The following is a 21,981-nucleotide window of genomic DNA, read 5'->3' as shown; positions in this document are numbered from 1 at the left end:
GCGTTAATCTCGCTTCTCAGTCTCGATAGCGGCGGATCAGATCTCCATAGGCATCGATCCGCCGATCGCGAAGATAGGGCCAGATACGCCGGGTGGCTTCGCCGCGATCCATATCCAGATCGACCACCAGAGTTTCCGTCTCCTGACCCGCCAAGGCGAGCATTTCCCCCTGAGGACCGCAGATAAAACTGCCACCCCAGAAATCGATGCCGGAGGTGACCTCGGAGTGATCCGGCTCATGGCCGATGCGGTTGGCAACCACTACCGGCAGGCCGTTGGCGACGCCATGGGCACGTTGAACCAGCGTCCAGGCCTCTTTCTGACGCTGCTGCTCTTCTGGGTCGTCTTCCAGACACCAGCCGATGGCGGTGGGGTACAGCAATAGCTCCGCCCCCGCCAATGCCATCAACCGCGCCGCCTCCGGGTACCACTGGTCCCAGCACACCAGCACCCCCAGGCGCCCCACGGAGGTATCGATGGGCGCGAAGCCGCTATCCGGTGTCGCATCCCCGGGGGTGAAATAGAATTTCTCGTAGAAGCCTGGATCGTCCGGGATATGCATCTTCCGATAGTGGCCCACCGCGCCCTGCTGGCGATCATAGACCACCGCGGTGTTGTGATAGAGTCCCGCCGCCCGGCGTTCGAACAACGAACCCACCAGGACGATATTCAATTTTGCCGCCAGGGCCGCCAGCCGTTGACTGGTAGGGCCGTCCAGCGGCTCCGCCAGGTCGAACAGCGCCGGATCCTCGTACTGACAGAAGTAATGCGTGGCGTGAAGCTCCTGCAGCAGGATCAGCTCCGCGCCTTGAGCGGCGAGCTCATGCAGACCGCACTCGGTTTCCGCCAGGCTGCGCGCCTTGTCCGGCCAGGCCGCTTGTTGTACCAGACCGACCTTGAGTGTTCTGGGCATGATCAGAGAGCTCCGAGTCAAGAAGGTTGAGAAAGGCTGCCCCGGGGCAGCTGCATGGTCAGACAGTGCAGGCTACCGTGCTGGCGAATCACGCTGCGACAGTCGATGGGGATGATCTCGCGATCCGGAAAGGCCCTTGCCAGGGCGCTCAGCGCCAGGCGATCTGCCGGATCCGCATAGCTGGGCATCAGCACCGCGCCGTTGATGATCAGGAAGTTGGCGTAGGTCGCAGGCAGGCGATGACCGTCCTGCGGATCGAAACAGGCCTGGGGCCAGGGCAGGCGAATCAGTCGGTAAGGCTGCCCGTTCGTCTGGCGGAATGTCTCGAGCTGTTTCTGCATGGCGGCCAGCGGAGCGTAATGGGAATCCGTTTCATCGTCGCAACCCTGGTAGGCGATGGTTCGCGGATTGCAGAAGCGTGCCAGGGTGTCGATATGGCTATCCGTATCATCGCCTTCCAGATGGCCATGATCGAGCCACAGGAAGCGCTCTATACCGAGCTCTTTGTCCAGTCGCGCCTCGATATCGCTGCGGCTCAAGCCGCGGTTGCGATTGGGGTTGAGCAGGCAGGCGCTGGTGGTCAACAGGGTGCCCTGGCCATCGGTGTCGATGGCGCCACCCTCGAGAATCAGGTCGCGGGTTTCCAGCGGCGCCGCGAAAGCGCCTTGATCCGCCAGGGCCTGGCTCAAGGCATCGTCTCGGGCGGCGGGAAACTTGCCCCCCCAGCCGGTGAAGCGGTAGTCGAGCAGCACAGGCTTGCCGTCTCGCGCCACGCCGATGGGGCCGTGGTCCCGGGCCCAGGCATCGTCGCTCGCCGCGACATGGAGTCTCAGCCGATTGGCGGGGATACCCAGATTTTCCAGACGAGCCTCGATTCGCTGTCTGGTCGGCTTGTCCGGCAGCGCGATCACCACCGGCTGATAGCGAGCAATGACCAGGGCGACGGTTTCCAGGGTCGCTTCGATACAGGGGAGCAGCGGCGCCCAGTCGCTTTGTGGGCCGGGCCAGGTCAGTTGTACGGCATCCTGGGGATGCCATTCCGGATACAGGCAATTGGCCATCGTCGTCGCTCTTTTGCTGGTGGCTAGTATCGTGTAGCGGTGCGCTTCTCGAGGCAGGCAATTTAGGATCAGTCTCTGCCGCTTTGCAAGACTCGCTATTGCCTTTGATGCAGGCCCGCCAGGGCTTCTTGCATGATCCGGCGATGCAGCGCCCTGGAAAAACCCGTACCATGAGCGACCGCTGACCAAGGACTTCATGTAATGCTTGATCGTTTACCTTTCATGTTGGGGCTGCGCTACGTGCGCGCCAAACGCCGTAATCATTTCATTTCCTTTATTTCCTTGACCTCCATGCTGGGACTGATGCTGGGAGTGGCGGTGTTGATTCTGGTGCTGTCGGTAATGAACGGCTTCGACCAGGAGCTGCGTTCCCGGGTGCTGGGCATGGTGCCGCATACTCGCATCGAACAGCCCTCCGGCATGACCGACTGGAAGCCCCTGGCGGAGCGGCTGACCAAGCGCGAGCGGGTGATCGGCGCCGCGCCCTATGTGCAGCAGCAGGGCATGTTCTCCATCGGCGGGCGCAATCAGGGAGCCATGGTCAACGGAATCGACCCGGCCTACGAGAGCAAGGTCTCGATCATCGACGACCATATGCAGGAAGGGCGGCTTTCCGATCTGGAGCCCGGGGAATGGAACATCGTGCTGGGCAAGCTGCTGGCGAACCAGCTGGGTGTCGGGGTCGGCGACCGGGTAACCCTGCTGGTGCCGGAGGCCTCGATTACCCCGGCGGGGGTCTTTCCAAGGCTCAAGCGCTTCAACGTGACCGGTATCTTCAGCGTCGGGGCGGATCTGGATGCAAGCCTTGCCTATGCCAATATACAAGACATGCAGACGTTGGCCCGTCTGGGAGATTCGGTGCAGGGGCTGCGCCTGGAGTTGGATGATCTGTTCGCCGCCAGCCAGGTCACTCGCTCGATCATCGATGAGCTAGGCCCGGGCTATCGCGGTTTCGACTGGACCTACACCCACGGCAACTTGTTTCAGGCGATTCAGATGGAAAAGCGCATGATCGGCCTATTGTTGACGGTGATCGTCGCGGTGGCGGCCTTCAATATCGTTTCGACCCTGGTGATGGTGGTCACGGACAAGCAGGCGGATATCGCCATCCTGCGCACCATCGGCGCCACGCCGGGCTCCATCATGGGCATTTTCGTGGTGCAGGGGCTGACCATCGGCATCATCGGTATTCTGATCGGCGTGCTGTCCGGGGTGGTGCTGGCCTTGAGCGTGTCTGACGTCATTGCCTGGGTCGAGACCACCTTCGGGATTCATTTCCTGGATGCCAACGTCTACTTCATCAATTATCTACCGTCCCAGCTCCAATGGTCCGACGTGGGCAAGATCGTGGCGGCGGCTTTCGGTCTGACCTTCCTCTCCACCTTGTACCCGGCCTGGCGCGCCTCGCGCATCCAGCCGGCGGACGTACTGCGATATGAATAAGGGAGACCCCGTCATGGCCGATAACGCCGCGATTCAGGAAGCAGGCCGCAAGACCATGCTGCGCTGCGAGAATCTGACCCGTATCTACAGCGAAGGGCCCCAGGATATCACCGTGCTCGAAAACCTCGAGCTCGAGGTGCGCGCCGGCGAGCGAGTTGCGGTGGTAGGCAGCTCCGGCTCCGGCAAGACGACGCTGCTCAACCTGCTCGGCGGCCTCGATCGCCCCAGCCGCGGGCGCGTGCGGGTAGCCGATCAGGATCTGTCGGTCCTGGGCGAAGCGGCGCTGGGACGCTTTCGCAATCGTCATATCGGCTTCGTCTATCAGTTCCATCATCTGCTGGCGGAATTGACCGCGGTGGAGAATGCTGCTCTTCCGCTGATCGTGCGCGGCCAATCCCGGCGTGAGGCCAAGGAGCGCGCTCGGGGAATACTCGCCAAGGTCGGCATGCAGGCGAGAAGCGAGCACAAGCCAGGGGAACTGTCCGGGGGAGAACGTCAGCGGGTGGCCATCGCCCGAGCCCTGGTGACGGATCCCAGCGTGATGCTGATGGATGAGCCTACGGGCAACCTGGACCAGCACACCGCCGCCAGTATCCTGGCCCTGATGGATGAACTGGCCAGCACCACCGCCTGCGCCTTTGTGATCGTCACTCACGATATGGGCTTGGCGGCCCATCAGGATCGTGTGCTGCGTCTGGATGCGGGCAGGCTGACTCCTGCCTAGTCTGTTCTGGATCGATGGCTTTCGGACGTATCCGGCGCCGCTGGCGGCGCTTCCAGCTACGTGCGACCTGCCAGCGCCAGATCAGGCGCACCAGCAGATTGGCGATCAGCCCGATGCTGACCGCGGCCATCAGCGAGCCCAGCAGCAGCGGAGGCAGAATATGCTGCATCTGACTCACCAGCCATTCCGTGGACAGCTGATCAGGCACCTCGCGTACCGGATTGCCCAGCGTCCAGGCGCCGAGCCGATAGTTCATATAGAAGATCAACGGCATGGTCAATGGATTGGTAATCCATACCAGTGCCATGCAAAGCGGCAGGTTGCAGCGCAATAGCCAGGCGCCGAGAGCGGATACCATCATCTGAAAAGGGATGGGCAGCAGCGCGCTGAACAACCCCACCATGCAAGCGTTGGCGACGCTGCGCCGAGACAGCATCCACAGGGATGTATCGCCGATCAGGCGTCCCATGAAGCGCAATGAGCTTTTGCGCCTGAGAGCGTCCGGGTGAGGCAGATAGCGCTGCAGGAATCGACGCGGCATGCTGGGTTCGCTGATCAATCAGATCGAGAGATGGATGAGCGATCCATTATCCACGGATGGCCCCCGCTTCACCATGTTGACAAGTCTGCCGATAGGTTTCCCAGCTCGGTGAAACGCTCACGGCAGGCCCGTGGCAGCTATTCCGGGTCACACCGTCATTCCGCAAGAGAATAGTCGACATGCGTATCGGATTCGTCCTTCCGATGGCGATCAGTGCCCTGGCGGGGGTCGCGCTTGGCCGTCTGGCCTGGCCGGGGGGCTTCGAGATATGGGCACTTGGCATGCTGCTGGCCGGTCGTGTCCATCAGCGACTGCTGCTGGGCGTCATGGCGCTGGCCGCGCTACCGGTATTGCTGGGCATGGGCGCGGAGCTGCCCTCGGGATTGTCGCGGCAGGATCTTCGCATCCAAGGCAGAATTCTCGAAGTGGAGCCTCGCCCCCGCGCCGCGCGGCTGCTGCTGGCGGTGGAGCGTTGCCAGCCGGAGGATTCGCGCCTGCCCTCCTGCGAGCGGCTGCGTCGAATTCGCCTGACCTTCTACGATATTCCGGACATGCGGGTAGGAGAGCGCTGGGCGCTGAGCGCGCGTCTGCGACCGCCCGGCGGTTTCACCAATCCGAATACTTTCGACTATCGACGCTGGCTATGGCGAGAAGGCATCGACGCCACCGGCTACGTGCGTTCCCAGCCTCCACCGGAACGGCTTGACGATGCCTTGCCTTCGCTGCGCCGCTCGGCGCTCGCGGCGCTGGACGAACGCCTGTCCGAAGGGGTCGCCCGACGCTGGCTGGCCGCCTTGACCCTGGGGGCCAAGGAGCGTCTGAACGACGAGGACTGGACGCTGCTCAACGCCACCGGCACCACCCATCTGATGGTGATATCCGGTTTGCACGTGGGGCTGGTAGCGACCTTTGCGCTGTGGCTATTCCGAGGTCTCGCGCGGCTGTTTACGCCGACGCGATGGCGCATGACGGTATGGCCCTGGGGACTGGCGGGGCTCGCGGCGCTGGGCTATGCCTGGGTGGCGGGACTCGAACCTCCGGCGCTGCGCGCGTCGATCATGGCGCTGGTAGGGCTATGGGTGGCCAGCGGGAGACACTCGCCGGGTCTCTGGCAGGGATTCTGGCTGGCGCTGGGGCTGGTGATCCTGATCGACCCACTATCCGCCTGGCGCCCCGGAACCTGGCTCTCCTTCGCTGCCGTGGCCTGGCTGATCCTTATCTGGCGGGGGCGAACGCGCCCCCGAGGCATCAAGGGCTGGTGCTTGGCGCTTCTTCGCACCCAGTTGTTGCTGGCGCCGCTGATGGCGGCGGCGAGCCTGCTGGCATTTTCCCGCCTGGCGCCGGGCTCGGTGTTGATCAATCTTGTAGCGGTTCCTCTGGTCGGCAGCCTGCTGGTACCGCTGGGTCTTGCGGGATGGCTGACATGGCCCATCATGCCGCTCTCGTCGCTATGCTGGTGGGGATTTGGTCAGCTCGCCGCGGGGCTGCATTTCTTGTTGAAAGCGGTGGCTGATGGATTGCCGCTTTGGACGCCGCCCGCCTGGATGATCCTGCCGCTTGGCCTGGCGCTGGGGCTGAGTGCGTTTCTCTGGGCGGCGCCAGGACTGAGCCGCCGGTTAAGGATTGGCGGCAGCTTCGCCCTGCTGTTGCTGGCGCTCAATCCACGCGCTCCCGAGATTTCGCCAGGAGTAGCCCAAGTATGGGTCTACGATGTCGGCCAGGGGCAGGCGGTGGAAGTGCGCACCGCGCATCATCGACTCCTGCTGGATACCGGACCGCGCTTTGCCTCGGGTTATATGCCATTGTCGGGACTCTGGCCACCGGGAAGACAGTTCGACAGAGTCGTCGTCAGCCACACGGATCTCGATCATGCCGGCGGGCTGGCCGCCCTGGAGTCTCATCGAGTCGTGCAGTTTCTAGCGCCCCAGGGTTCGAAACTCGAGGTGCCTTACCGCGCTTGCCGGCAAGGACAGCGATGGCAGTGGGATCAGGTTCGCTTCCAGGTTCTCTGGCCGCCCGCCGGAAGCCTCGAGGCGTTCGCCGAAAACGATCGTTCCTGCATACTGCTGGTCGAGGCGGGAGGCCAGCGCCTGCTGGTGACCGGCGACGCGGGGCGAGAGGTCGAGCGGCGATTGTTGAACCGCGACAGCCAGCTTCTTGATGGCCAACCCCTGGATGGCCAGCCCCTGGAGGTGCTGGTAGCCGGCCATCATGGCAGCCGCACCAGTTCCGGGGAGCAGTTCGCGACACGGCTCACGCCGCATCATGTGATCTATAGCGCCGGGCGGGACAATCGCTTCGATCATCCGGCGCCGCAGGTCGTTCGACGTTTTCGTCGGCAAGGGAGCTGCCAGTGGAATACCGCCCAGGATGGCGCCATACGCCTGGTGCTCGGCGGCGCTCAAGGGATCGAACTGATGCCGCAGCGCCATCCTGGGGTTGGCGCTGTCGATGCGCACTGTCATCGGGTAGAATTTCGCTCCAGGCCAGGGGCAGGCATCGCCGCCTCGTCGTTCTCACAACTTCCAATGGAGACGCCGTGACTCAGCATTCCAGCTGGACGCTCTACAAACGCCTGCTCGCCTACGTCAAACCCCATTGGAAGGCATTTCTGATCGCGGTGGTGGGTTACGCCATCTACGCTGCCTCCAGCACTGCCCTGGCGGAAATGATGAAACGATTGATCGACGGCATACAGGACCCGGATGCCGCCTTTCGCTTGTTTCTTCCCTTGTTCGTGGTGGGCATGTTCGCCTTTCGCGGCCTCGGCACCTTTCTGGGCACCTTCTTCATGACGGATGTGGCGAGAAACGTGGTGCACCACCTACGCTGCGAGGTGTTCGGTCATATGCTGCATCTGCCCGGACGCTTCTTCGACATGCACTCCAGTGGGCACATGGTTTCCCGGCTTACCTATCAGGTGGAGCAGGTGACCGGCGCCGCCACCAAGGCGATCACCATCCTGCTGCGGGAGGGGCTGTTCGTGATCGGCCTGGTCGGTTATCTGCTATGGACCAACGCACTGTTGACCCTGCTGTTTCTGGTGATAACGCCGCTGATCGGCCTGGTGGTGAACTACACCAGCAAGCGCTTCAGGCGTATATCCCGACGCATTCAGCGCTCCATGGGGGACGTGACTCATGTGGCTTCGGAAGCGCTGACGGGGTATCGGGTGGTGCGTACTCACGGGGCGGAAGACTACGAAAAGCGCCGTTTCATCGCCGCCAGCGAGTACAATCGTCAGCAGAGTCTCAAGGAGGCCCTGACCAAGGGGATCAGTACGCCGGTCATCCAGTTGCTGGTGGCTCTGGCCCTGGCGGCGCTGGTGTGGCTCGCCATGTCGCCGGCGCTGATGGCGAACATGACCGCCGGAGAGTTTGTTGCCTTCATTACCGCCGCTGCCTTGATGGCGAAGCCGATACGCGAGCTGACGGACGTGAACAGTATCGTGCAGCGCGGTCTGGCTGCCTCGGACGAACTGTTCGGTCTGCTCGATGAACCCGAGGAGCCGGACCCGGGCACGCGGTTGCCGGAGCGCTTCGAAGGCAAGGTAGACTTCGAGGGTATTCGCTTTCGTTACGCGGAGGATCAACCGGAGATCCTGCACGGTATCGATCTTCATGTGGCGGCAGGGGAAATGATCGCCATCGTCGGGCGTTCCGGTAGCGGCAAGTCGACCCTGGTCAACCTGTTGCCGCGTTTCTACCGACCCACCGCAGGGCGTATCACCATCGACGACCAGCCCATCGAAGACTACCAGTTGTCCGCCTTGCGCCGGCAGATCGCCCTGGTTTCCCAGCAGGTCACCCTGTTCAATACCTCTATCGCGGAGAATATCGCCTACGGGTATCCGGACGCGGATCGCGACGCCGTCGTCGCCGCCGCCAAGGCCGCTTACGCGGATGAATTCATCAAGGAGCTTTCCCAAGGCTACGACACTCTGGTGGGGGATAACGGTGTCATGCTGTCCGGCGGTCAGCGCCAGCGCCTGGCCATCGCCCGGGCAATCTTCAAGGACGCGCCGATTCTGATACTCGACGAGGCCACCTCCGCCCTGGACACGGAGTCCGAACGCTATATTCAGATGGCGCTGGAGGAAGTCTGTCGTGGGCGTACCACCTTCGTGATCGCTCATCGGCTTTCGACCATCGAGCGCGCGGATCGCATACTGGTCATGGACCAGGGGCGCATCGTCGAGCGCGGCAGCCATCAGGAACTGATGGCTAACGAAGGGGCTTATGCCGCCCTGCATCAACTGCAGTTCCAGGAACCGGCGTGAGCCTGGAAGACAGAATCGTCGCTGCCTGGTACCGAGAGGCGCGCTGGCTCAAGCTGTTCAGGCCCCTGTCGATTTTATACCGTTATTTTGTCAATCGGCGGCGACAGCACTATCACAAAGGCAAGAAGACTGTGTGGCGGGCGCCTGTGCCGGTCATCGTGGTGGGCAATATCACCGTAGGAGGCACCGGTAAATCCCCCCTGGTGGCCTGGCTGGCGCGGTTTCTGAAGGAACGTGGGTGGCGCCCGGGTATCCTTTCTCGGGGCTACGGCGGCAGGAGCGAGGTTTATCCGCTGCTGGTGACCGACACGACAGCGGTCGAAGCCTGCGGCGACGAGCCGGCGATGCTGGCGGCTCAGACGGGCGCTCCTGTGATGGTGGACCCGGATCGTCCTCGTGGCGCCAGGCGTCTGCTCGAGGAAAACTGCAATATCCTCTTGAGCGACGATGGCCTGCAGCATCTCGCTCTGGGGCGGGACATCGAGCTGGTGGTGGTGGACGGCGAGCGCGGCTTCGGTAACCGACGCTGTCTTCCCGAGGGACCGCTGCGGGAGCCGCTGTCGCGGCTGGCAACGGTGGATGCGCTAATCGTCAACGGTAAACCCCGCGTTCCACCCTCGGAGAATTATTTCACCATGGCCCTGGTGCCCATCCGTTGGCGCTACCTGAGAGACGATAGCATCCGGCCCGTTACGCCGCTACCCTTTGCGAGAGAGGTGCATGCCGTGGCGGGAATCGGCAACCCCGCGCGCTTTTTCGCGACCCTAGATGCGCTGGGACTCGAGCCCGTGGTTCATGGATTCGCGGATCACCATCGCTATCGTCCCCAGGATCTGCAATTCGATGGGACGCCGGATCAGTCCGCGATGCCCATCGTGATGACCGCCAAGGATGCGGTAAAGTGTCGTGGCTTTGCGGATGAGCGCTATTGGGCCTTGGAGATAGAAGCGCAGCCGAATCAGGCCTTCATCGACTGGCTGTCCCGAAGGCTCGACATGTTGACTCAACAATGCGAGAGGTGAGGAATGGACAAGGAACTGCTGGCTATGCTGGTCTGCCCGCTGTGTCAAGGCAAGTTGAAGTATGACCGTCAAAACGCGGAGCTGCGCTGCCATTATCACGGCTTGGCGTTTCCGATACGCGACGAGATTCCGGTCATGCTCGAAGAAGAGGCTCGGGTCATGAGTGTCGAGGAAAAACTCAACAAGTCAGAGCATGCAAGAAATAAGGTCGAGAACCCTGGAGGCAAGCCTGGAGCTCGCCCATGAATGATTTCCTGGCGGTCATTCCGGCGCGTTTCGCCTCCAGCCGCCTGCCCGGCAAGCCACTGCTGGATATCGCCGGCGAACCCATGGTGGTGCGGGTCTGGCGTCAGGCCCTGGCCAGCGCCGCTGGTCGAGTGGTGGTGGCCACGGACGATCCGCGCATACGCGAGGCGGTCGAGCAGGTCGGTGGCGAGGTGGTGATGACCCGAGCGGAGCATCCTTCCGGCACGGATCGGCTGGCGGAAGTGGCGCGGCGTCTCGAGCTTGATCCCGAGACAATCCTGGTCAATGTGCAGGGAGACGAACCGCTGCTGCCGCCGGCCTTGATCGATCAGGTGGCGACGCGACTCGCCCATGATGATGAGGCTTCCATCGCCACCCTGGCGGAGCCGATCCTGGATCTTGATACCCTGTTCAATCCCAATGTGGTCAAGGTGGTGCGCGATTGTCATGAGCGTGCGCTGTACTTTTCCCGCGCGCCGCTGCCTTGGGACCGACAGGCCTGGAGCGCCGATCTCTGGGAAAATGCCGATGCGCGGACGCTCGCGCTCGAGGCCAATGTCTGGCTGCGTCATATTGGTCTCTATGCCTATCGGGTCGGCTTTCTCGAGGAATATTGCCGATGGGCGCCGGCGCCGCTGGAGCGGGTCGAGCAGCTCGAGCAGCTGCGCGCGCTGCACCACGGCAAGCGTATTCAGGTCGCCCTGGCCGATACACCGCACCCGGCGGGAGTGGATACTCAGGAAGACCTGCAGCGGGTGCGAGCGTGGTTTTCCCGATAGTCGTATGGACCTGTTTATATCTTCCCGAAAGGAGAAATGTCGAGATGCGAGTGTTGTTCGTTTGTCTAGGCAATATCTGTCGCTCACCCACCGGGGAAGGTGTCTTGCGTCACAAGCTGGAAGCGGCGGGTCTGGCGGACAAGGTCGAGGTGGATTCCTGCGGGACCAGCGACTGGCATTTGGATCAGGCGCCGGACCCGCGCGCCGTCGAAGCGGCCAGCCGTCGCGGTGTGGATATCCGTCAGTTGCGCGGCCGTCAGATCAGCGCCGAAGACTTCCAGTATTTCGATTACATCCTGGCCATGGACGACAGCAACCTGGCGAATCTCGAGGCGCTGCAACCTGCCAACAGCCGCGCGCGGGTCGGGCTCTTTCTCGAGTTCGCGGGTCGGCCAGGGGAAGCGATCCCGGATCCCTACACCGGCGATGACAAAGGGTTCGAGGCGGTGCTGGACAGCGTCGAGCAGGCGGCGGATGGATTGATCGCAACACTGCGCAAGCGTCTGGAAGCGGTCTAGTGGCAGTGGAGTGGCAAGAAAGAGTGGATCTGACCCGGGCCAACACCTTGGGTCTGCCATGTATCGCGGAGCGCTTTATCGGGGCGTCGACGTCGCAGATCTTGAAAGAGGCCACCGCCCTGGCGCGTCAGCGGGATTGGCCGCTGACCCTGCTGGGAGGCGGCAGCAATTTGATTCTGGGTCCTTGGCTACCGGGGTTGGTCATCACGCCAACCTTCGATGAGCTTTGCTTGTCGCCGCTGGATGATCAGCGGGTGCGCGTGGACGTCGACGCGGGCATGAACTGGCACGTCCTGGTGATGCGTCTGGCGAATGAAGGCCTGTGGGGGATTGAAAACCTGGCGCTGATCCCTGGTCAGTGCGGCGCGGCGCCGATTCAGAACATCGGCGCCTACGGCGTCGAACTGGCGGAGGTGCTCAAGGCGGTTCGGATAATCCATCTCGACAGCGGCCGTCAGGATGTTCTGAACGCTTCGGACTGCGCCTTCGGTTACCGCGACAGCATCTTCAAGAATGCTTTGATGGACAAGGTGGCGATCACCGGCTTGACCCTGGAAGTTACGCGAAAGCCACGACCAAGGCTGACTTACGGCGATCTGGCTCGCCGGGTATCGGTCGATCCAACCCCTCTGGAAGTCGCCGAGGCGGTATGCGCGGTTCGCCGAGAAAAACTGCCGGATCCTCAAGCGTTATCCAATGCAGGCAGTTTCTTCAAGAACCCGCTGATCAACTGGCGGCAGGCTCGGCGGTTGCTGGAAGACTATCCGGAAATGCCGCATTTTCCGCAGCCGGATGGGCGAGTCAAACTCGCCGCGGGCTGGCTGATCGAGCAATGCGGTCTCAAAGGGTGGCAAAAAGGATGTTTTGGCGTGCACGAGAAACAGGCGCTAGTGCTGGTGCATCACGGCGGCGGCAGCGCACAGGAACTTCTGGATTTCGCCGGTCGAGTCGCTGCACGAGTCGAGGCGCGTTTCGGCGTCATCCTGGAATGGGAGCCACGCACCCGGTATCTTTCTCTCTGAAAGTTCTCTTCCAATAAAAACGCTCGCGATCCATGGATCGCGAGCGTCATCGTTTCTCACTAATCAGGTTGTCTTTCAAGCCCGATCAGGCGTTGCTCTGATCTTCCTTGGCCTGCTGCTTTTCGCGGCGACGTATTTCACGCGGGTCGTTGTGCGCGCGCCGACGCCGTTTTGGTGGGGTCGCCTCCGGTTGGGCCGCACTCGGTGGGGCTGCCTCTGGCTGGGCCGCATTTGGCGGGGTCGCCTCCGGTAATCGATCATTGCCTGCTTGATTCGACTCGGCGCTCTTGTGGACAACAGGATGCAACGGCTCCGGCTGGGCTTTATCGGCTTGAGCGGTATTGGAGTCATCCGCTTTCCGTGACGCGCCGCCATCGGGGGTGGCGCCGGCAGCAGCCGTGTCATCTGTCTGAGCTGGCTGGCTCTCGTCGGACCTGTTAGCTACCTTGTCCTCGGCCACCGGCCGCGCCTTCTTCCGAGCCGGCTGTCTCCTGGCGGGCCTAGCGTCGGACTCGGTGGGTGCGTCGGTTGCCGTCTTGACGTCGACTTCCTTTGCCGCGGGAAGCTCAGCCGGCGAGGATGGCTGCTTGTCCTGTGCGGCGGCCGGCTCCGGCGTAGCGTCGGTTACCGCGGTATTCTCCACGGGTTTCGCTGGCGCTTCGGCTTCCTGTTCGACAGTGTCTTTCTCCGCTGGAACCGACTTGTTTTCAGACGCTGTCTTGGTTTCAGCAGCCGGTTTTGTGGAGACATCGGCTTGTTCGGCGTTAGTCGCCGCCGATTCTGGCGTTGCTGCCGTGACCGCCGTATTCCCCGTCGGCTGAGCCTCCTTTACGTCAGCCTGCCGTTTGGCCGCTGCAGCCCTCGTCTTCTCGTCGGCCTTGGAAGCTTCCCCGTTAGTCTCTTTAGCCACCGAAGTTTCTTTAGTAACCAGAGTTTCTTTAGCCACCAGAGTTTCTTTGGCCTCCGGCGCCTTGGCGGCCGGTTTATCTATGGCCGGCTGATCCTGAACGGCTTCGATAGAAGCCGCTGTAGCAGCCTCGGTGTCAGTTACCGTGGCTGCTGCGTTCTGCAGCTCTTCCTGTTCCGCCTTGGCCTTGGGGTTGATGGCGTGCTGGCGGGTGCGTTCTCGAGGATTGTTGCGGGTACGCTTGGGCTGGCCGTCGTCCTTGGCGCTGTCCTGGCCGGCAGCGGATTTAGCGGTATTTTCCTTGGAAGCCTCGTCCTTTGTCATTGCGGGCTTGGCCGCGGTTTCGCCGCGTGAAGGTCGCTGCTGATCGCGACGCTCGTCGCTATCCTGGCGTGGACGACCGCGAGTTTCCTTGGCATTCGAGCGAGAACTGGACTGGCGCGGGGTTTCGCCGCGAGATTTCGTCGTTGAATCGTCCTGGTCCGCGTCCGACTTGCCGTTACGGGCCGCCTGGCGGTTGCCGGTGGCGTCATCCCGGCTATCGCTGCGCGGGCGGCGATTGCTGTTGTTACCACTACCGCGAGCAGAACGGCTGGCGGATTGAGATTGACGATTGTCGCCTCGACCGCCGCGGGATCCTTGACCGGGACGCTCGGATTGGCTGGCGCCACGACCGGACTGGGTGCCGGTGGCTGGCTGGCTGGTGCCGGCGGTTTCGTGTCCCCCCAGCAGTTTGCCGATGCCCTTGACCAGGCGCGAGATGATGCCGCTTTCTTCCTGCGGTTGGCTTGCCTGGGCCGGCGCGGGGCGAGAAGCGGGTTTTGCGGGTGTCGGTTCGCGCTGCAGCGAGGCGGGGGCCGGCGCATCGTGTATCACGCTCTTGACCGCCGCTTCGGGACGTGCGACGGGCTTGGCGAAACTTGGATCCGGTTCCTGCCCGACGTCGGTTTCCGTGGATAGCTCGAAGCTCGAGACGTTGCCGTCCTCGTCGCTCAGCTGATCGTTGCGCAGGCGTTGAACGTCGTAGTGAGGCGTATCCATATCCGGGCTGGGTATCAGTACGATCTCTACCTTCTGGCGACGCTCGAGATCCGTCAGTACGGCGCGTTTCTCATTGAGCAAGTAGGTAGCTACCGGTACCGGCAAGATGGCGCGGATCTGGGAGCTGTGCTCCTTCATGGCTTCTTCTTCCATGAGCCGCAGGATCGACAGGGAAAGCGAACGCACATCGCGGATGGTGCCCTGACCGTCGCAGCGGGGGCAGACCACACCGCTGGTTTCGCCCAGGGAGGGGCGCAGCCGTTGGCGAGACATCTCCATCAGGCCGAAACGGGAAATGCGACCGATCTGCACCCGGGCGCGGTCGATCTTGAGGGCATCGCGCATGCGGTTCTCGACTTCCCGCTGGTTGCGCGCCGGTCCCATGTCGATGAAATCGATGACCACCAGACCGCCGATATCCCGCAGGCGCAGTTGGCGTGCGATCTCTTCCGCCGCTTCCGAGTTGGTCTGCAGGGCGGTTTCCTCGATATCGCTGCCACGGGTGGCTCGGGCGGAGTTGATATCGATGGAGACCAGGGCTTCGGTATGATCGATGACCACGGCGCCGCCGGAAGGCAGCTTGACCTCGCGCTGGTAGGCGGTCTCGATCTGGGATTCGATCTGAAAGCGCGAGAACAGGGCGACCTCGTCCGTGTAAAGCTTGATCTTCTGCTGGTAGGAGGGCATCACCTGGCGTATGAAAGCCAAGGCTTCCTGGTGGACTTCGGGGCTGTCTATCAGAACTTCGCCGATATCCTGGCGCAGATAGTCGCGCATGGCGCGAATGATGACGTTGGATTCACGATAGATCAGAAAGGGCGCGGGACGCTTGCCGGCTTCCGTGGTAATGGCTTCCCATACCTGGACCAGATAGTCCAGATCCCACTGCAGCTCCTCGCTGGAGCGGCCGATACCCGCGGTACGCACGATGACGCCCATGCGATCGGGCATGGCGAGCTGGTTCATGGCTTCCTTGAGCTGAGTGCGCTCTTCGCCCTCGATACGCCGGGAAATACCGCCGGCGCGAGGATTGTTGGGCATCAGTACCAGAAAACGCCCGGCCAGGCTGATGAAGGTCGTCAGCGCCGCCCCTTTATTGCCTCGTTCTTCCTTGTCGACCTGAACGATGACTTCCTGGCCTTCCTTGAGGACTTCCTTGATATTGGGACGGCCGGAGACATCCTTGGTGAAATATTCCTTGGAAATTTCCTTCAGGGGGAGAAAGCCATGGCGGTCGGCGCCGAAGTCGACGAAGGCGGCTTCCAGTGAGGGCTCGACTCGCGTGATCTTGCCGCGATAGATATTGGCTTTTTTCTGCTCTCGGGCACCGGATTCGATGTCCAGATCGTACAGACGTTGTCCATCAACCAGAGCGACGCGCAGCTCTTCCGGCTGGGTCGCATTGATGAGCATTCGTTTCATGTTGTCTCGCTTTATTAGGCGCGCCGGAAGGCGCCCTGGAAGCGATCGGCGATAGCGAACCTCTGGGTGCTGCGTGCTTGTGCTCAGCGCAACTCGCGAAAACGACTGCGCCCAGTCTCGGCAGAGCCTCACGAGCGCGAGACTTTCCCGACAAGATCATGTTGAGTACACGGCGGTGACGGAACGTGTCTCGGCAGGTCGTTTATCCTTGCCGGTTCCGTGGTCTACCGCCAGACACCTGGCATTCATCGATTCGCCAGCGCCGGCCTCCGGCACGTGATTGTGGTTCCCCGTGACCTGTCTTCATTACCTTGACAAAGGAATGACGGGCATCGGGCGTGGCGTTTAATCGTCAACTGCTAATCGTTACTCTATGCCATAGCTGCATGCTATTGACCGCATGCTATTTACTGCCTTTGCGTTCCGAAAGTGATTAGCGTTACTTCGGATCGCGAAATCGGTCGCTTGGACGAGGCCTGCTCGATAAAGACAATGTCGAGGCTTCTATTCAATTCGGGTACTAGACCCCTATTTCAGCGAATCGAAAATATATCAGCAATCCGCCGGTGCGGCAATTGATACGGACAAGGCCGAGTCGATCGCGGCTCGACTAGGGAGAGTTTCCAGGTCTAGGGTAGAATGCGTCTTTCGTTCGAGACATGACCCGTCGGGAGTATGACATGGCCGAAGGCCGCGAAGTGCAGTGGGTGGAAGTTCAGGAAGGCCAGGCGGGCCAGCGCATCGATAATTTTCTGCGCACGCGGCTGAAGGGGGCGCCCAAGACGTTGATCTACCGCATTCTGCGCAAGGGAGAAGTGCGGGTGAACAAGAAGCGGGTCAAGGTGGATTATCGCCTTGTGAACGGCGACCTGGTACGCATCCCACCCTTGCGTCTTGCGCCGGAAGAGGCGGTTCGTGAGGTCAGCGAGAACCTGCGCAACCTGCTGGCGGGTAGCGTGCTGGTGGAAGGGCCGGGGTGGCTGGTGATCAACAAGCCTTCCGGTCTTGCGGTGCATGGTGGCAGCGGGGTCAAGATTGGTCTGATCGAGGCGTTGCGCCAGGTGCGCGAAGATCTGGACTTTCTCGAACTGGTGCATCGCCTGGATCGTGATACCTCGGGCTGCCTGTTGCTGGCCAAGTCTCGCCCCGCGCTTCTCACGCTCAACGAAGCGCTCAAGCGGCGTCAGATGAACAAGCAGTATCTTGCCCTGGTTGCCGGGCGCTGGCCGGCACGGCGAGATTACGTCAGCGTCAGGCTGGATCGCTTCGAGGCGGGCAACGGCGAGCGGCGGGTGCGGGTCGACCCCCAGGGTAAAGTGGCGCGTACCCGTTTTGCCGTACGGGAAACCTTCAACGAAACGACGCTGATCGAGGCGGAGCCGGTCACCGGTCGTACGCATCAGATTCGCGTGCACGCCGCCCACGCGGGACATCCGCTGCTCGGCGACGACAAGTACGGTTCCCGGCAGGGGGAGGCGCTGGCGCAACGACTGAAATTGCCCCGTCTTTTCCTGCACGCGGCAGCGCTGACGTTTCCGGAACCCGCGAGTGGGCGACCGGTACACGTGAAGGCGCCCTTGGGTAGTGAACTCGATGACGTGTTGAAGCGCGCACGTCATCTGACGGAAAAAGCGAGATAATATGCGTTATCGATTGGTGATCTTCGACTGGGACGGCACGCTGATGGATTCCGAGGCGCGCATCGTCGCCTGCATGCAGGGCGCGGCTCGGGATACGGGTTTGCCGTTTCTCGAAAAAGAATCGGTCAGAGATATCATCGGCTTGGGTTTGCCGGAGGCCATCGAGCGCTTGTACCCGGGCGTTGCACCAGCACAGGCCGAACAGTTGCGCCAGCGTTACGCCGCACGCTATATCGAGGCGGAGCGGGTGCCCAGCCTGTTCTTTCCCGGCGTCGAGGCGGGCATCACGCGGCTGCGGCGCAATCCGACCACTCGACTGGCGGTAGCCACCGGCAAGAGTCGACGGGGATTGAACCGGGCTTTCACCTACCTCGACAGCGGCAGCTGGTTCCATGCCAGCCGTACCGCGGACGAAACGCGCTCCAAGCCGCATCCGCTGATGCTGGAGGAGCTGCTTCGCGAGACCGGCGTGGGTGTCGAGGATGCGGTCATGGTGGGAGATACGGAGTACGATCTGGAGATGGCCAGGGCGCTGGGAATGGATCGTATCGCGGTCAGCTATGGGGTGCATGCGCCCAGCAGGCTGGCGGCGAGCGCCCCGGTATACACCGCGGCGGATTTCTTTCAGCTGATCGATTGGTTGCATGACTCGGCCGAGGTCATGATGAATAAGGATGAGAGTATCAATGCAAGATGACGACAAGCGCTGGACACAAGGGCCGATGGTGGATTCCGAGGACGACAAGGCCTCGCGTCAGAAACAGCGCGGACAAGACGGCGATGAAGGGGATGCAGAAACGCTGCGGGAACGTCAGCGTCTGGCTCAGTTCGACATGATGGATCGCTGGATCGACGGTGTGCTGGTGGAGCAGCGCCGCTCCCGGCGATGGAAGCTGTTCTTTCGTTTCGTGACGATCCTGCTGATCCTGCTCGGGCTTTCCCTGAGTTTCTACGGTATCTATTCGCTGGGTCAGCCGGTAGCGCCGAGTGGCCGTCATCTAGGGGTGGTCGAGGTCAAGGGGGTGATCGACAACGAAGCCCCGGCCAGCGCCCAGCGCGTTATCGAGGGGCTGGATCGTGCCTGGAAAAGCGACGCCACCCCGGCGGTGGTGGTGCATATCAACAGCCCCGGCGGCAGCCCGGTGCAGTCCCAGCGCATCTATGCGGAGATCATGCGTCTTCGCGAGTCCGGCGACAAGCCGATCATCGCGGTCATCGAGGATATCGGCGCCAGCGGAGCCTACTATATTGCCGCCGCCGCGGATGAAATCGTCGCGGCGCCGGCGAGTCTGGTCGGATCGATCGGGGTGATCTTCGCCAGCTTCGGCCTGGAAGACGCCATCGATCGTCTTGGCGTGGAGCGACGCGTGTTTACCGCCGGGGATAACAAGGCCTTTCTGGACCCCTTTTCGGGTATTTCCGATGAGCAGCGGGCGTTCTGGCAGAAGGTGCTGGAAACCACCCACGGTCAGTTCATTCAGGACGTCAAGGCCGGTCGCGGCGAGCGTCTTGGTGACGACGACCAGCTATTTTCAGGCCTGGTGTGGACCGGCGAGCAGGCGCTTGAGCTAGGACTGATCGATGGCCTCGATAGCCTGGACGGCGTGGCTCGGCGCTACCTGGACGAACCGCGCATCAAGGACTACACCCCTCGGCTCGATCCCTTCGAGCGAATTTCCCGAGGGCTGGGGCGAGTCGCCTTTCAATGGTTCGGCATACCAGAGGCGAGTTCGCCACTGCGCTATCAGATGCCCTGACAGTCAAGCCTTCATTGACGGGCTCAGCCCAGCGGGTCCAGGCCCGCTTCCCGCAGCATCTGGCAAAGCCGGATCAACGGTAGCCCCACCAAGGTATTGGGGTCGTCGCCCTCGAGTCTTTCGAACAGGGCGATCCCCAGCCCTTCCATGCGAAAGCTGCCGGAACTGGTCAGCGGCTGTTCACGGGATACATAGTTCTCGATTTCATGTCGGGACAGCTGGCGAAAGACGACGTGATAGTCCTCGTGATGCACCCAGTGACGACCGCTGTGGGTGTCCAGCAGGGCGACGCCGGTGACGAAGCGAACCCGCTGGCCGGAAAAGCGTTCCAGTGTCGCCATGGCCCGTTCCGGCGTGCCAGGTTTGCCAAGTATTTCTTCATTGAAGCTGGCGACCTGATCCGAGCCGATCAGCAGGTGCTGCGGATACTGCTCCGCCAGATGGCTGGCTTTGCTCAAGGCCAGCCGGCGTACCAGCGCCTGGGGAGACTCACGGGGGCGCGGCGCCTCATCGATGTCCGGGCTCTGCCAGATGAAAGGTAGCTGCAGGCGCTCGAGAAGCTGGCGACGCCAGGGAGAACTGGAAGCGAGTACGAGTGAGGTCATGGAATAGCCACCATCAGTGATTATCGATCGATAGGGTAATCCCGGGAGTTTGCCTTTGAGAGGGAGGGCTGTACAGCGCCTGCCGCATCCCGCCGCGAGGCTTTGACAGCGGCGGATCGAGTGCCTATTATTGCGCGCCTATGTGCACCACACGATTACCTCAGCGGGTCGAGCCCTATCGGCTCGCCGCCAATGCCGAGCGCCTCGAAGGCACCGTGCCGCTTGCTTCCCTCAAACGTCTGGCGCAGGAAGCCGGTTCGCAGCAGGGTGATTGTCGCGTGCGCCTGCAGTTTGGCATCGATGCGCAGGGACGTCGCGAGATCGAGGGCTGGCTTGAGGCGGATGTCACCCTGGCTTGTCGGCGCTGTCTCGGTCCGATCGAGACTCGCATCGAAAGCGATTTTCTGCTTGGCATGGTGACCAGCGACGCCCTGGCGGCGGCGCTGCCCGGCACCCACGAACCGGTGCTGGTGGAAAGCGAACAGCTGGATCTTTTTGCGCTGCTGGAGGATGAAATTCTTCTCAGCCTGCCACAAGTGATCTACCACGACGAAGCCGAGTGCGACGTGACGCGGGATCAGCTGACCAGCGGCGAGGAGAAAGAGGTTTCCCCTCGACCCGCTGCCAATCCTTTCGAGGTGCTGCGCACCCTGAAGGACAAGAAGTGATTTATTGACGTTTTAATCTTTCGACTGACTTTTGGAGTAATACCCCATGGCTGTTCAACAGAACCGCAAGACTCGTTCCAAGCGCGGCATGCGTCGTAGCCACGACGCGCTGAGCGCCCCGACACTTTCCCAGGATCAGGAAACCGGCACCACCCACCGCCGCCACCATGTCGCGCCGGACGGTTTCTACCGCGGACGCAAGGTCATCGACGTTTAAGACGCCGACATTCCGTCAATGGTCGCTGCTTCACTTTTGTAAAAAGCCGCGGGGATGGAGGGTTGCATGTCGGTATCCTGTCAACAGGCGAGGCGCTTGCCGCATCCATGCCGGTGAAGATCGCCCTCGACGCCATGGGCGGGGACCTCGGTCCTCGCGCCACGGTTCTCGGTTCCATCCGAGCCTTGAACGCCTTTTCCCAGCTGGAAATTCAGCTCTTCGGCCAGCGTCAGGAGCTCGAAACGGCGCTTCAGGCGTTGCCGAATCGTTCTAGTGCGAACTTGGCGCGTCTCTCCCTCATTCACTCCTCCTCAGTCGTCGCCGAAGGTGCCAAACCCTCGAGCGTGCTGCGCGGATCCTCGGACTCCAGCATGGCCATGGCGCTGCGGCAGGTAGCCGACGGTCGGGCCCAGGCCTGCGTCAGCGCCGGCAACACCGGTGCCCTGATGGCCCTTTCGCGTTCTTTGATCGGCACCGTCAGCGGCATTTCCCGTCCCGCCATCAGTACCGCCATTCCCACTCGTGGTGGCGGACGCTGCTACCTACTGGATCTTGGCGCAAACGTCGAGGCGGACGCGGCGCGCCTGGTGGACTTTGCCTTGATGGGCGAGATCATGGCGCGTCGCGTGGATGCGTTGAAATCCCCCAGGGTCGCCCTGCTCAACGTGGGTGTGGAAGGAAGCAAGGGAACCGCCAGCGTGCGCGAGGCGAATGTCCTGCTGAGCCGGCTGTCGGGTATCAATTATCGTGGCTTCGTCGAGGGCAACGGTATCTTTACCGGTGAGGTGGACGTGGTGGTCTGTGACGGCTTCGTGGGCAACGCGGTGCTCAAGGCCAGCGAAGGGCTGGCAATGATGCTGATCGACCGGGTACAGAGTACTTTCGAGGCGCATTGGGGAAGTCGAATAGTTGGAGCGCTGGCGCGCCCGGCCTTGCGCCGGCTCAAGAATCAGCTCGATCCGGTGCGTTACAATGGCGCCAGCCTGCTCGGGCTCAAGGGGATCGTGGTAAAGAGTCATGGCAGTGCTGATGCTACCGGTTTTTTTCATGCGATATCCCGGGCTTTCAGGGAGGTCGACCAGGCGCTTCCGCAATATCTGGCGCAAGAGCTTGATGAGCGGCGTTCCGTTATCACTCTATCTTGAAGAACTCAGGTGATAGCTTATCCGATTCATA

General features: G+C 62.0%; 20 protein-coding genes. 15 read left to right on the top strand and 5 right to left on the bottom strand.

Annotation, left to right across the window (positions count from 1 at the left end):
- Positions 1-16: 16 nt before the first annotated feature.
- Entirely contained in the window at positions 17-913 is an 897-nt protein-coding gene (locus FGL86_RS14525; RefSeq protein ID WP_147185268.1) for a carbon-nitrogen hydrolase, read from the bottom strand.
- A gap of 17 nt (positions 914-930) precedes the next feature.
- Positions 931-1,974, bottom strand: a complete 1,044-nt coding sequence (locus tag FGL86_RS14520) for an agmatine deiminase family protein (protein ID WP_147185266.1) — start codon at positions 1,972-1,974, stop codon at positions 931-933.
- 201 nt (positions 1,975-2,175) lie between these two features.
- Between FGL86_RS14520 and FGL86_RS14515 the strand changes: the two genes are divergently transcribed.
- Together FGL86_RS14515 and FGL86_RS14510 are read left to right on the top strand one after the other, a co-directional pair.
- The gene (locus tag FGL86_RS14515) at positions 2,176-3,417 is read left to right on the top strand and encodes a lipoprotein-releasing ABC transporter permease subunit (RefSeq protein WP_147185264.1); all 1,242 of its coding nucleotides are present in this window, start codon (positions 2,176-2,178) and stop codon (positions 3,415-3,417) included.
- A 13-nt stretch (positions 3,418-3,430) separates the two neighbouring features.
- Positions 3,431-4,141 carry an ABC transporter ATP-binding protein gene (locus FGL86_RS14510; RefSeq protein ID WP_147185262.1) on the top strand — a complete coding sequence of 237 codons (711 nt, stop codon included), beginning with the start codon at positions 3,431-3,433 and terminating at the stop codon, positions 4,139-4,141.
- Here FGL86_RS14510 and FGL86_RS14505 read toward each other — a convergent pair.
- Positions 4,065-4,682 carry a DUF2062 domain-containing protein gene (locus FGL86_RS14505; RefSeq protein WP_147185260.1) on the bottom strand — a complete coding sequence of 206 codons (618 nt, stop codon included), beginning with the start codon at positions 4,680-4,682 and terminating at the stop codon, positions 4,065-4,067. The genes FGL86_RS14510 and FGL86_RS14505 overlap by 77 nt on opposite strands.
- A 179-nt stretch (positions 4,683-4,861) precedes the next feature.
- On the opposite strand from FGL86_RS14505, the gene FGL86_RS14500 reads away from it, so the two are divergent.
- The 7 genes from FGL86_RS14500 to murB are packed head-to-tail and all read left to right on the top strand — an operon-like array spanning position 4,862 to position 12,548.
- Entirely contained in the window at positions 4,862-7,225 is a 2,364-nt protein-coding gene (locus FGL86_RS14500) for a DNA internalization-related competence protein ComEC/Rec2 (protein WP_147185259.1), read from the top strand.
- Positions 7,222-8,961 carry a lipid A export permease/ATP-binding protein MsbA gene (msbA, locus tag FGL86_RS14495; protein ID WP_147185257.1) on the top strand — a complete coding sequence of 580 codons (1,740 nt, stop codon included), beginning with the start codon at positions 7,222-7,224 and terminating at the stop codon, positions 8,959-8,961. Before FGL86_RS14500 ends, msbA begins: the two co-directional genes overlap by 4 nt.
- The gene (gene lpxK, locus FGL86_RS14490; RefSeq protein ID WP_147185255.1) at positions 8,958-9,983 is read left to right on the top strand and encodes a tetraacyldisaccharide 4'-kinase; all 1,026 of its coding nucleotides are present in this window, start codon (positions 8,958-8,960) and stop codon (positions 9,981-9,983) included. The genes msbA and lpxK overlap by 4 nt, the downstream gene beginning before the upstream one ends.
- A 3-nt stretch (positions 9,984-9,986) precedes the next feature.
- Positions 9,987-10,229, top strand: a complete 243-nt coding sequence (locus FGL86_RS14485) for a Trm112 family protein (RefSeq protein ID WP_147185253.1) — start codon at positions 9,987-9,989, stop codon at positions 10,227-10,229.
- Positions 10,226-11,008 (top strand): 3-deoxy-manno-octulosonate cytidylyltransferase, encoded by a 783-nt coding sequence (kdsB, locus tag FGL86_RS14480; RefSeq protein WP_147185252.1) that lies wholly within the window; start codon positions 10,226-10,228, stop codon positions 11,006-11,008. Before FGL86_RS14485 ends, kdsB begins: the two co-directional genes overlap by 4 nt.
- Positions 11,009-11,052: 44 nt before the next feature.
- Entirely contained in the window at positions 11,053-11,526 is a 474-nt protein-coding gene (locus FGL86_RS14475) for a low molecular weight protein-tyrosine-phosphatase (protein ID WP_147185250.1), read from the top strand.
- Positions 11,526-12,548 carry a UDP-N-acetylmuramate dehydrogenase gene (gene murB, locus FGL86_RS14470; RefSeq protein ID WP_246131651.1) on the top strand — a complete coding sequence of 341 codons (1,023 nt, stop codon included), beginning with the start codon at positions 11,526-11,528 and terminating at the stop codon, positions 12,546-12,548. The genes FGL86_RS14475 and murB overlap by 1 nt, the downstream gene beginning before the upstream one ends.
- An 85-nt stretch (positions 12,549-12,633) precedes the next feature.
- Here the strand turns inward: murB and rne are convergent, their stop codons facing one another.
- Complete coding sequence (gene rne, locus FGL86_RS14465) at positions 12,634-15,918, bottom strand: ribonuclease E (protein WP_147185248.1); 3,285 nt, start codon at positions 15,916-15,918, stop codon at positions 12,634-12,636.
- Between the two features lie 680 nt (positions 15,919-16,598).
- Between rne and FGL86_RS14460 the strand changes: the two genes are divergently transcribed.
- Genes FGL86_RS14460 through sppA form a run of 3 tightly spaced genes read left to right on the top strand, consistent with a single transcriptional unit; the run spans position 16,599 to position 19,315 of the window.
- Positions 16,599-17,558 (top strand): RluA family pseudouridine synthase, encoded by a 960-nt coding sequence (locus FGL86_RS14460; protein WP_147185246.1) that lies wholly within the window; start codon positions 16,599-16,601, stop codon positions 17,556-17,558.
- 1 nt (position 17,559) lies between these two features.
- Positions 17,560-18,255 (top strand): HAD-IA family hydrolase, encoded by a 696-nt coding sequence (locus FGL86_RS14455; protein ID WP_147185244.1) that lies wholly within the window; start codon positions 17,560-17,562, stop codon positions 18,253-18,255.
- On the top strand, positions 18,245-19,315 hold the full coding sequence (gene sppA / locus FGL86_RS14450) for a signal peptide peptidase SppA (protein WP_147185243.1): 1,071 nt from the start codon (positions 18,245-18,247) through the stop codon (positions 19,313-19,315). Before FGL86_RS14455 ends, sppA begins: the two co-directional genes overlap by 11 nt.
- Positions 19,316-19,338: 23 nt before the next feature.
- On the opposite strand, the gene FGL86_RS14445 is transcribed toward sppA, so the two are convergent.
- The gene (locus FGL86_RS14445) at positions 19,339-19,920 is read right to left on the bottom strand and encodes a Maf family protein (protein WP_147185241.1); all 582 of its coding nucleotides are present in this window, start codon (positions 19,918-19,920) and stop codon (positions 19,339-19,341) included.
- Between the two features lie 140 nt (positions 19,921-20,060).
- On the opposite strand from FGL86_RS14445, the gene FGL86_RS14440 reads away from it, so the two are divergent.
- The 3 genes from FGL86_RS14440 to plsX all read left to right on the top strand — a co-directional run bounded on the left by FGL86_RS14440 (position 20,061) and on the right by plsX (position 21,950).
- On the top strand, positions 20,061-20,588 hold the full coding sequence (locus tag FGL86_RS14440) for a YceD family protein (RefSeq protein WP_147185239.1): 528 nt from the start codon (positions 20,061-20,063) through the stop codon (positions 20,586-20,588).
- A 46-nt stretch (positions 20,589-20,634) separates the two neighbouring features.
- Positions 20,635-20,805 carry a 50S ribosomal protein L32 gene (gene rpmF / locus FGL86_RS14435; protein ID WP_147185237.1) on the top strand — a complete coding sequence of 57 codons (171 nt, stop codon included), beginning with the start codon at positions 20,635-20,637 and terminating at the stop codon, positions 20,803-20,805.
- 113 nt (positions 20,806-20,918) lie between these two features.
- Positions 20,919-21,950, top strand: coding sequence for a phosphate acyltransferase PlsX (plsX, locus tag FGL86_RS14430; RefSeq protein ID WP_186764525.1), 1,032 nt, complete (start codon positions 20,919-20,921; stop codon positions 21,948-21,950).
- Positions 21,951-21,981 lie beyond the last annotated feature (31 nt).

Source organism: Pistricoccus aurantiacus, from assembly GCF_007954585.1.
Taxonomy (GTDB): Bacteria; Pseudomonadota; Gammaproteobacteria; order Pseudomonadales; family Halomonadaceae; genus Pistricoccus; species Pistricoccus aurantiacus.
Note: the sequence above shows the minus strand (reverse complement) of the source record. Positions and strands in the feature narration are given on the sequence as shown.

Coding starts and splice junctions, on each gene's coding strand:
- sppA (WP_147185243.1), top strand. CDS start 18,245: ATGCAAGATGACGACAAGCGCTGGACACAAGGGCCGATGGTGGATTCC.
- FGL86_RS14475 (WP_147185250.1), top strand. CDS start 11,053: ATGCGAGTGTTGTTCGTTTGTCTAGGCAATATCTGTCGCTCACCCACC.
- FGL86_RS14525 (WP_147185268.1), bottom strand. CDS start 913: ATGCCCAGAACACTCAAGGTCGGTCTGGTACAACAAGCGGCCTGGCCG.
- FGL86_RS14440 (WP_147185239.1), top strand. CDS start 20,061: ATGTGCACCACACGATTACCTCAGCGGGTCGAGCCCTATCGGCTCGCC.
- kdsB (WP_147185252.1), top strand. CDS start 10,226: ATGAATGATTTCCTGGCGGTCATTCCGGCGCGTTTCGCCTCCAGCCGC.
- rne (WP_147185248.1), bottom strand. CDS start 15,918: ATGAAACGAATGCTCATCAATGCGACCCAGCCGGAAGAGCTGCGCGTC.
- FGL86_RS14515 (WP_147185264.1), top strand. CDS start 2,176: ATGCTTGATCGTTTACCTTTCATGTTGGGGCTGCGCTACGTGCGCGCC.
- FGL86_RS14520 (WP_147185266.1), bottom strand. CDS start 1,974: ATGGCCAATTGCCTGTATCCGGAATGGCATCCCCAGGATGCCGTACAA.
- FGL86_RS14460 (WP_147185246.1), top strand. CDS start 16,599: ATGGCCGAAGGCCGCGAAGTGCAGTGGGTGGAAGTTCAGGAAGGCCAG.
- FGL86_RS14485 (WP_147185253.1), top strand. CDS start 9,987: ATGGACAAGGAACTGCTGGCTATGCTGGTCTGCCCGCTGTGTCAAGGC.
- FGL86_RS14500 (WP_147185259.1), top strand. CDS start 4,862: ATGCGTATCGGATTCGTCCTTCCGATGGCGATCAGTGCCCTGGCGGGG.
- FGL86_RS14455 (WP_147185244.1), top strand. CDS start 17,560: ATGCGTTATCGATTGGTGATCTTCGACTGGGACGGCACGCTGATGGAT.
- FGL86_RS14445 (WP_147185241.1), bottom strand. CDS start 19,920: ATGACCTCACTCGTACTCGCTTCCAGTTCTCCCTGGCGTCGCCAGCTT.
- FGL86_RS14510 (WP_147185262.1), top strand. CDS start 3,431: ATGGCCGATAACGCCGCGATTCAGGAAGCAGGCCGCAAGACCATGCTG.
- rpmF (WP_147185237.1), top strand. CDS start 20,635: ATGGCTGTTCAACAGAACCGCAAGACTCGTTCCAAGCGCGGCATGCGT.
- FGL86_RS14505 (WP_147185260.1), bottom strand. CDS start 4,682: ATGCCGCGTCGATTCCTGCAGCGCTATCTGCCTCACCCGGACGCTCTC.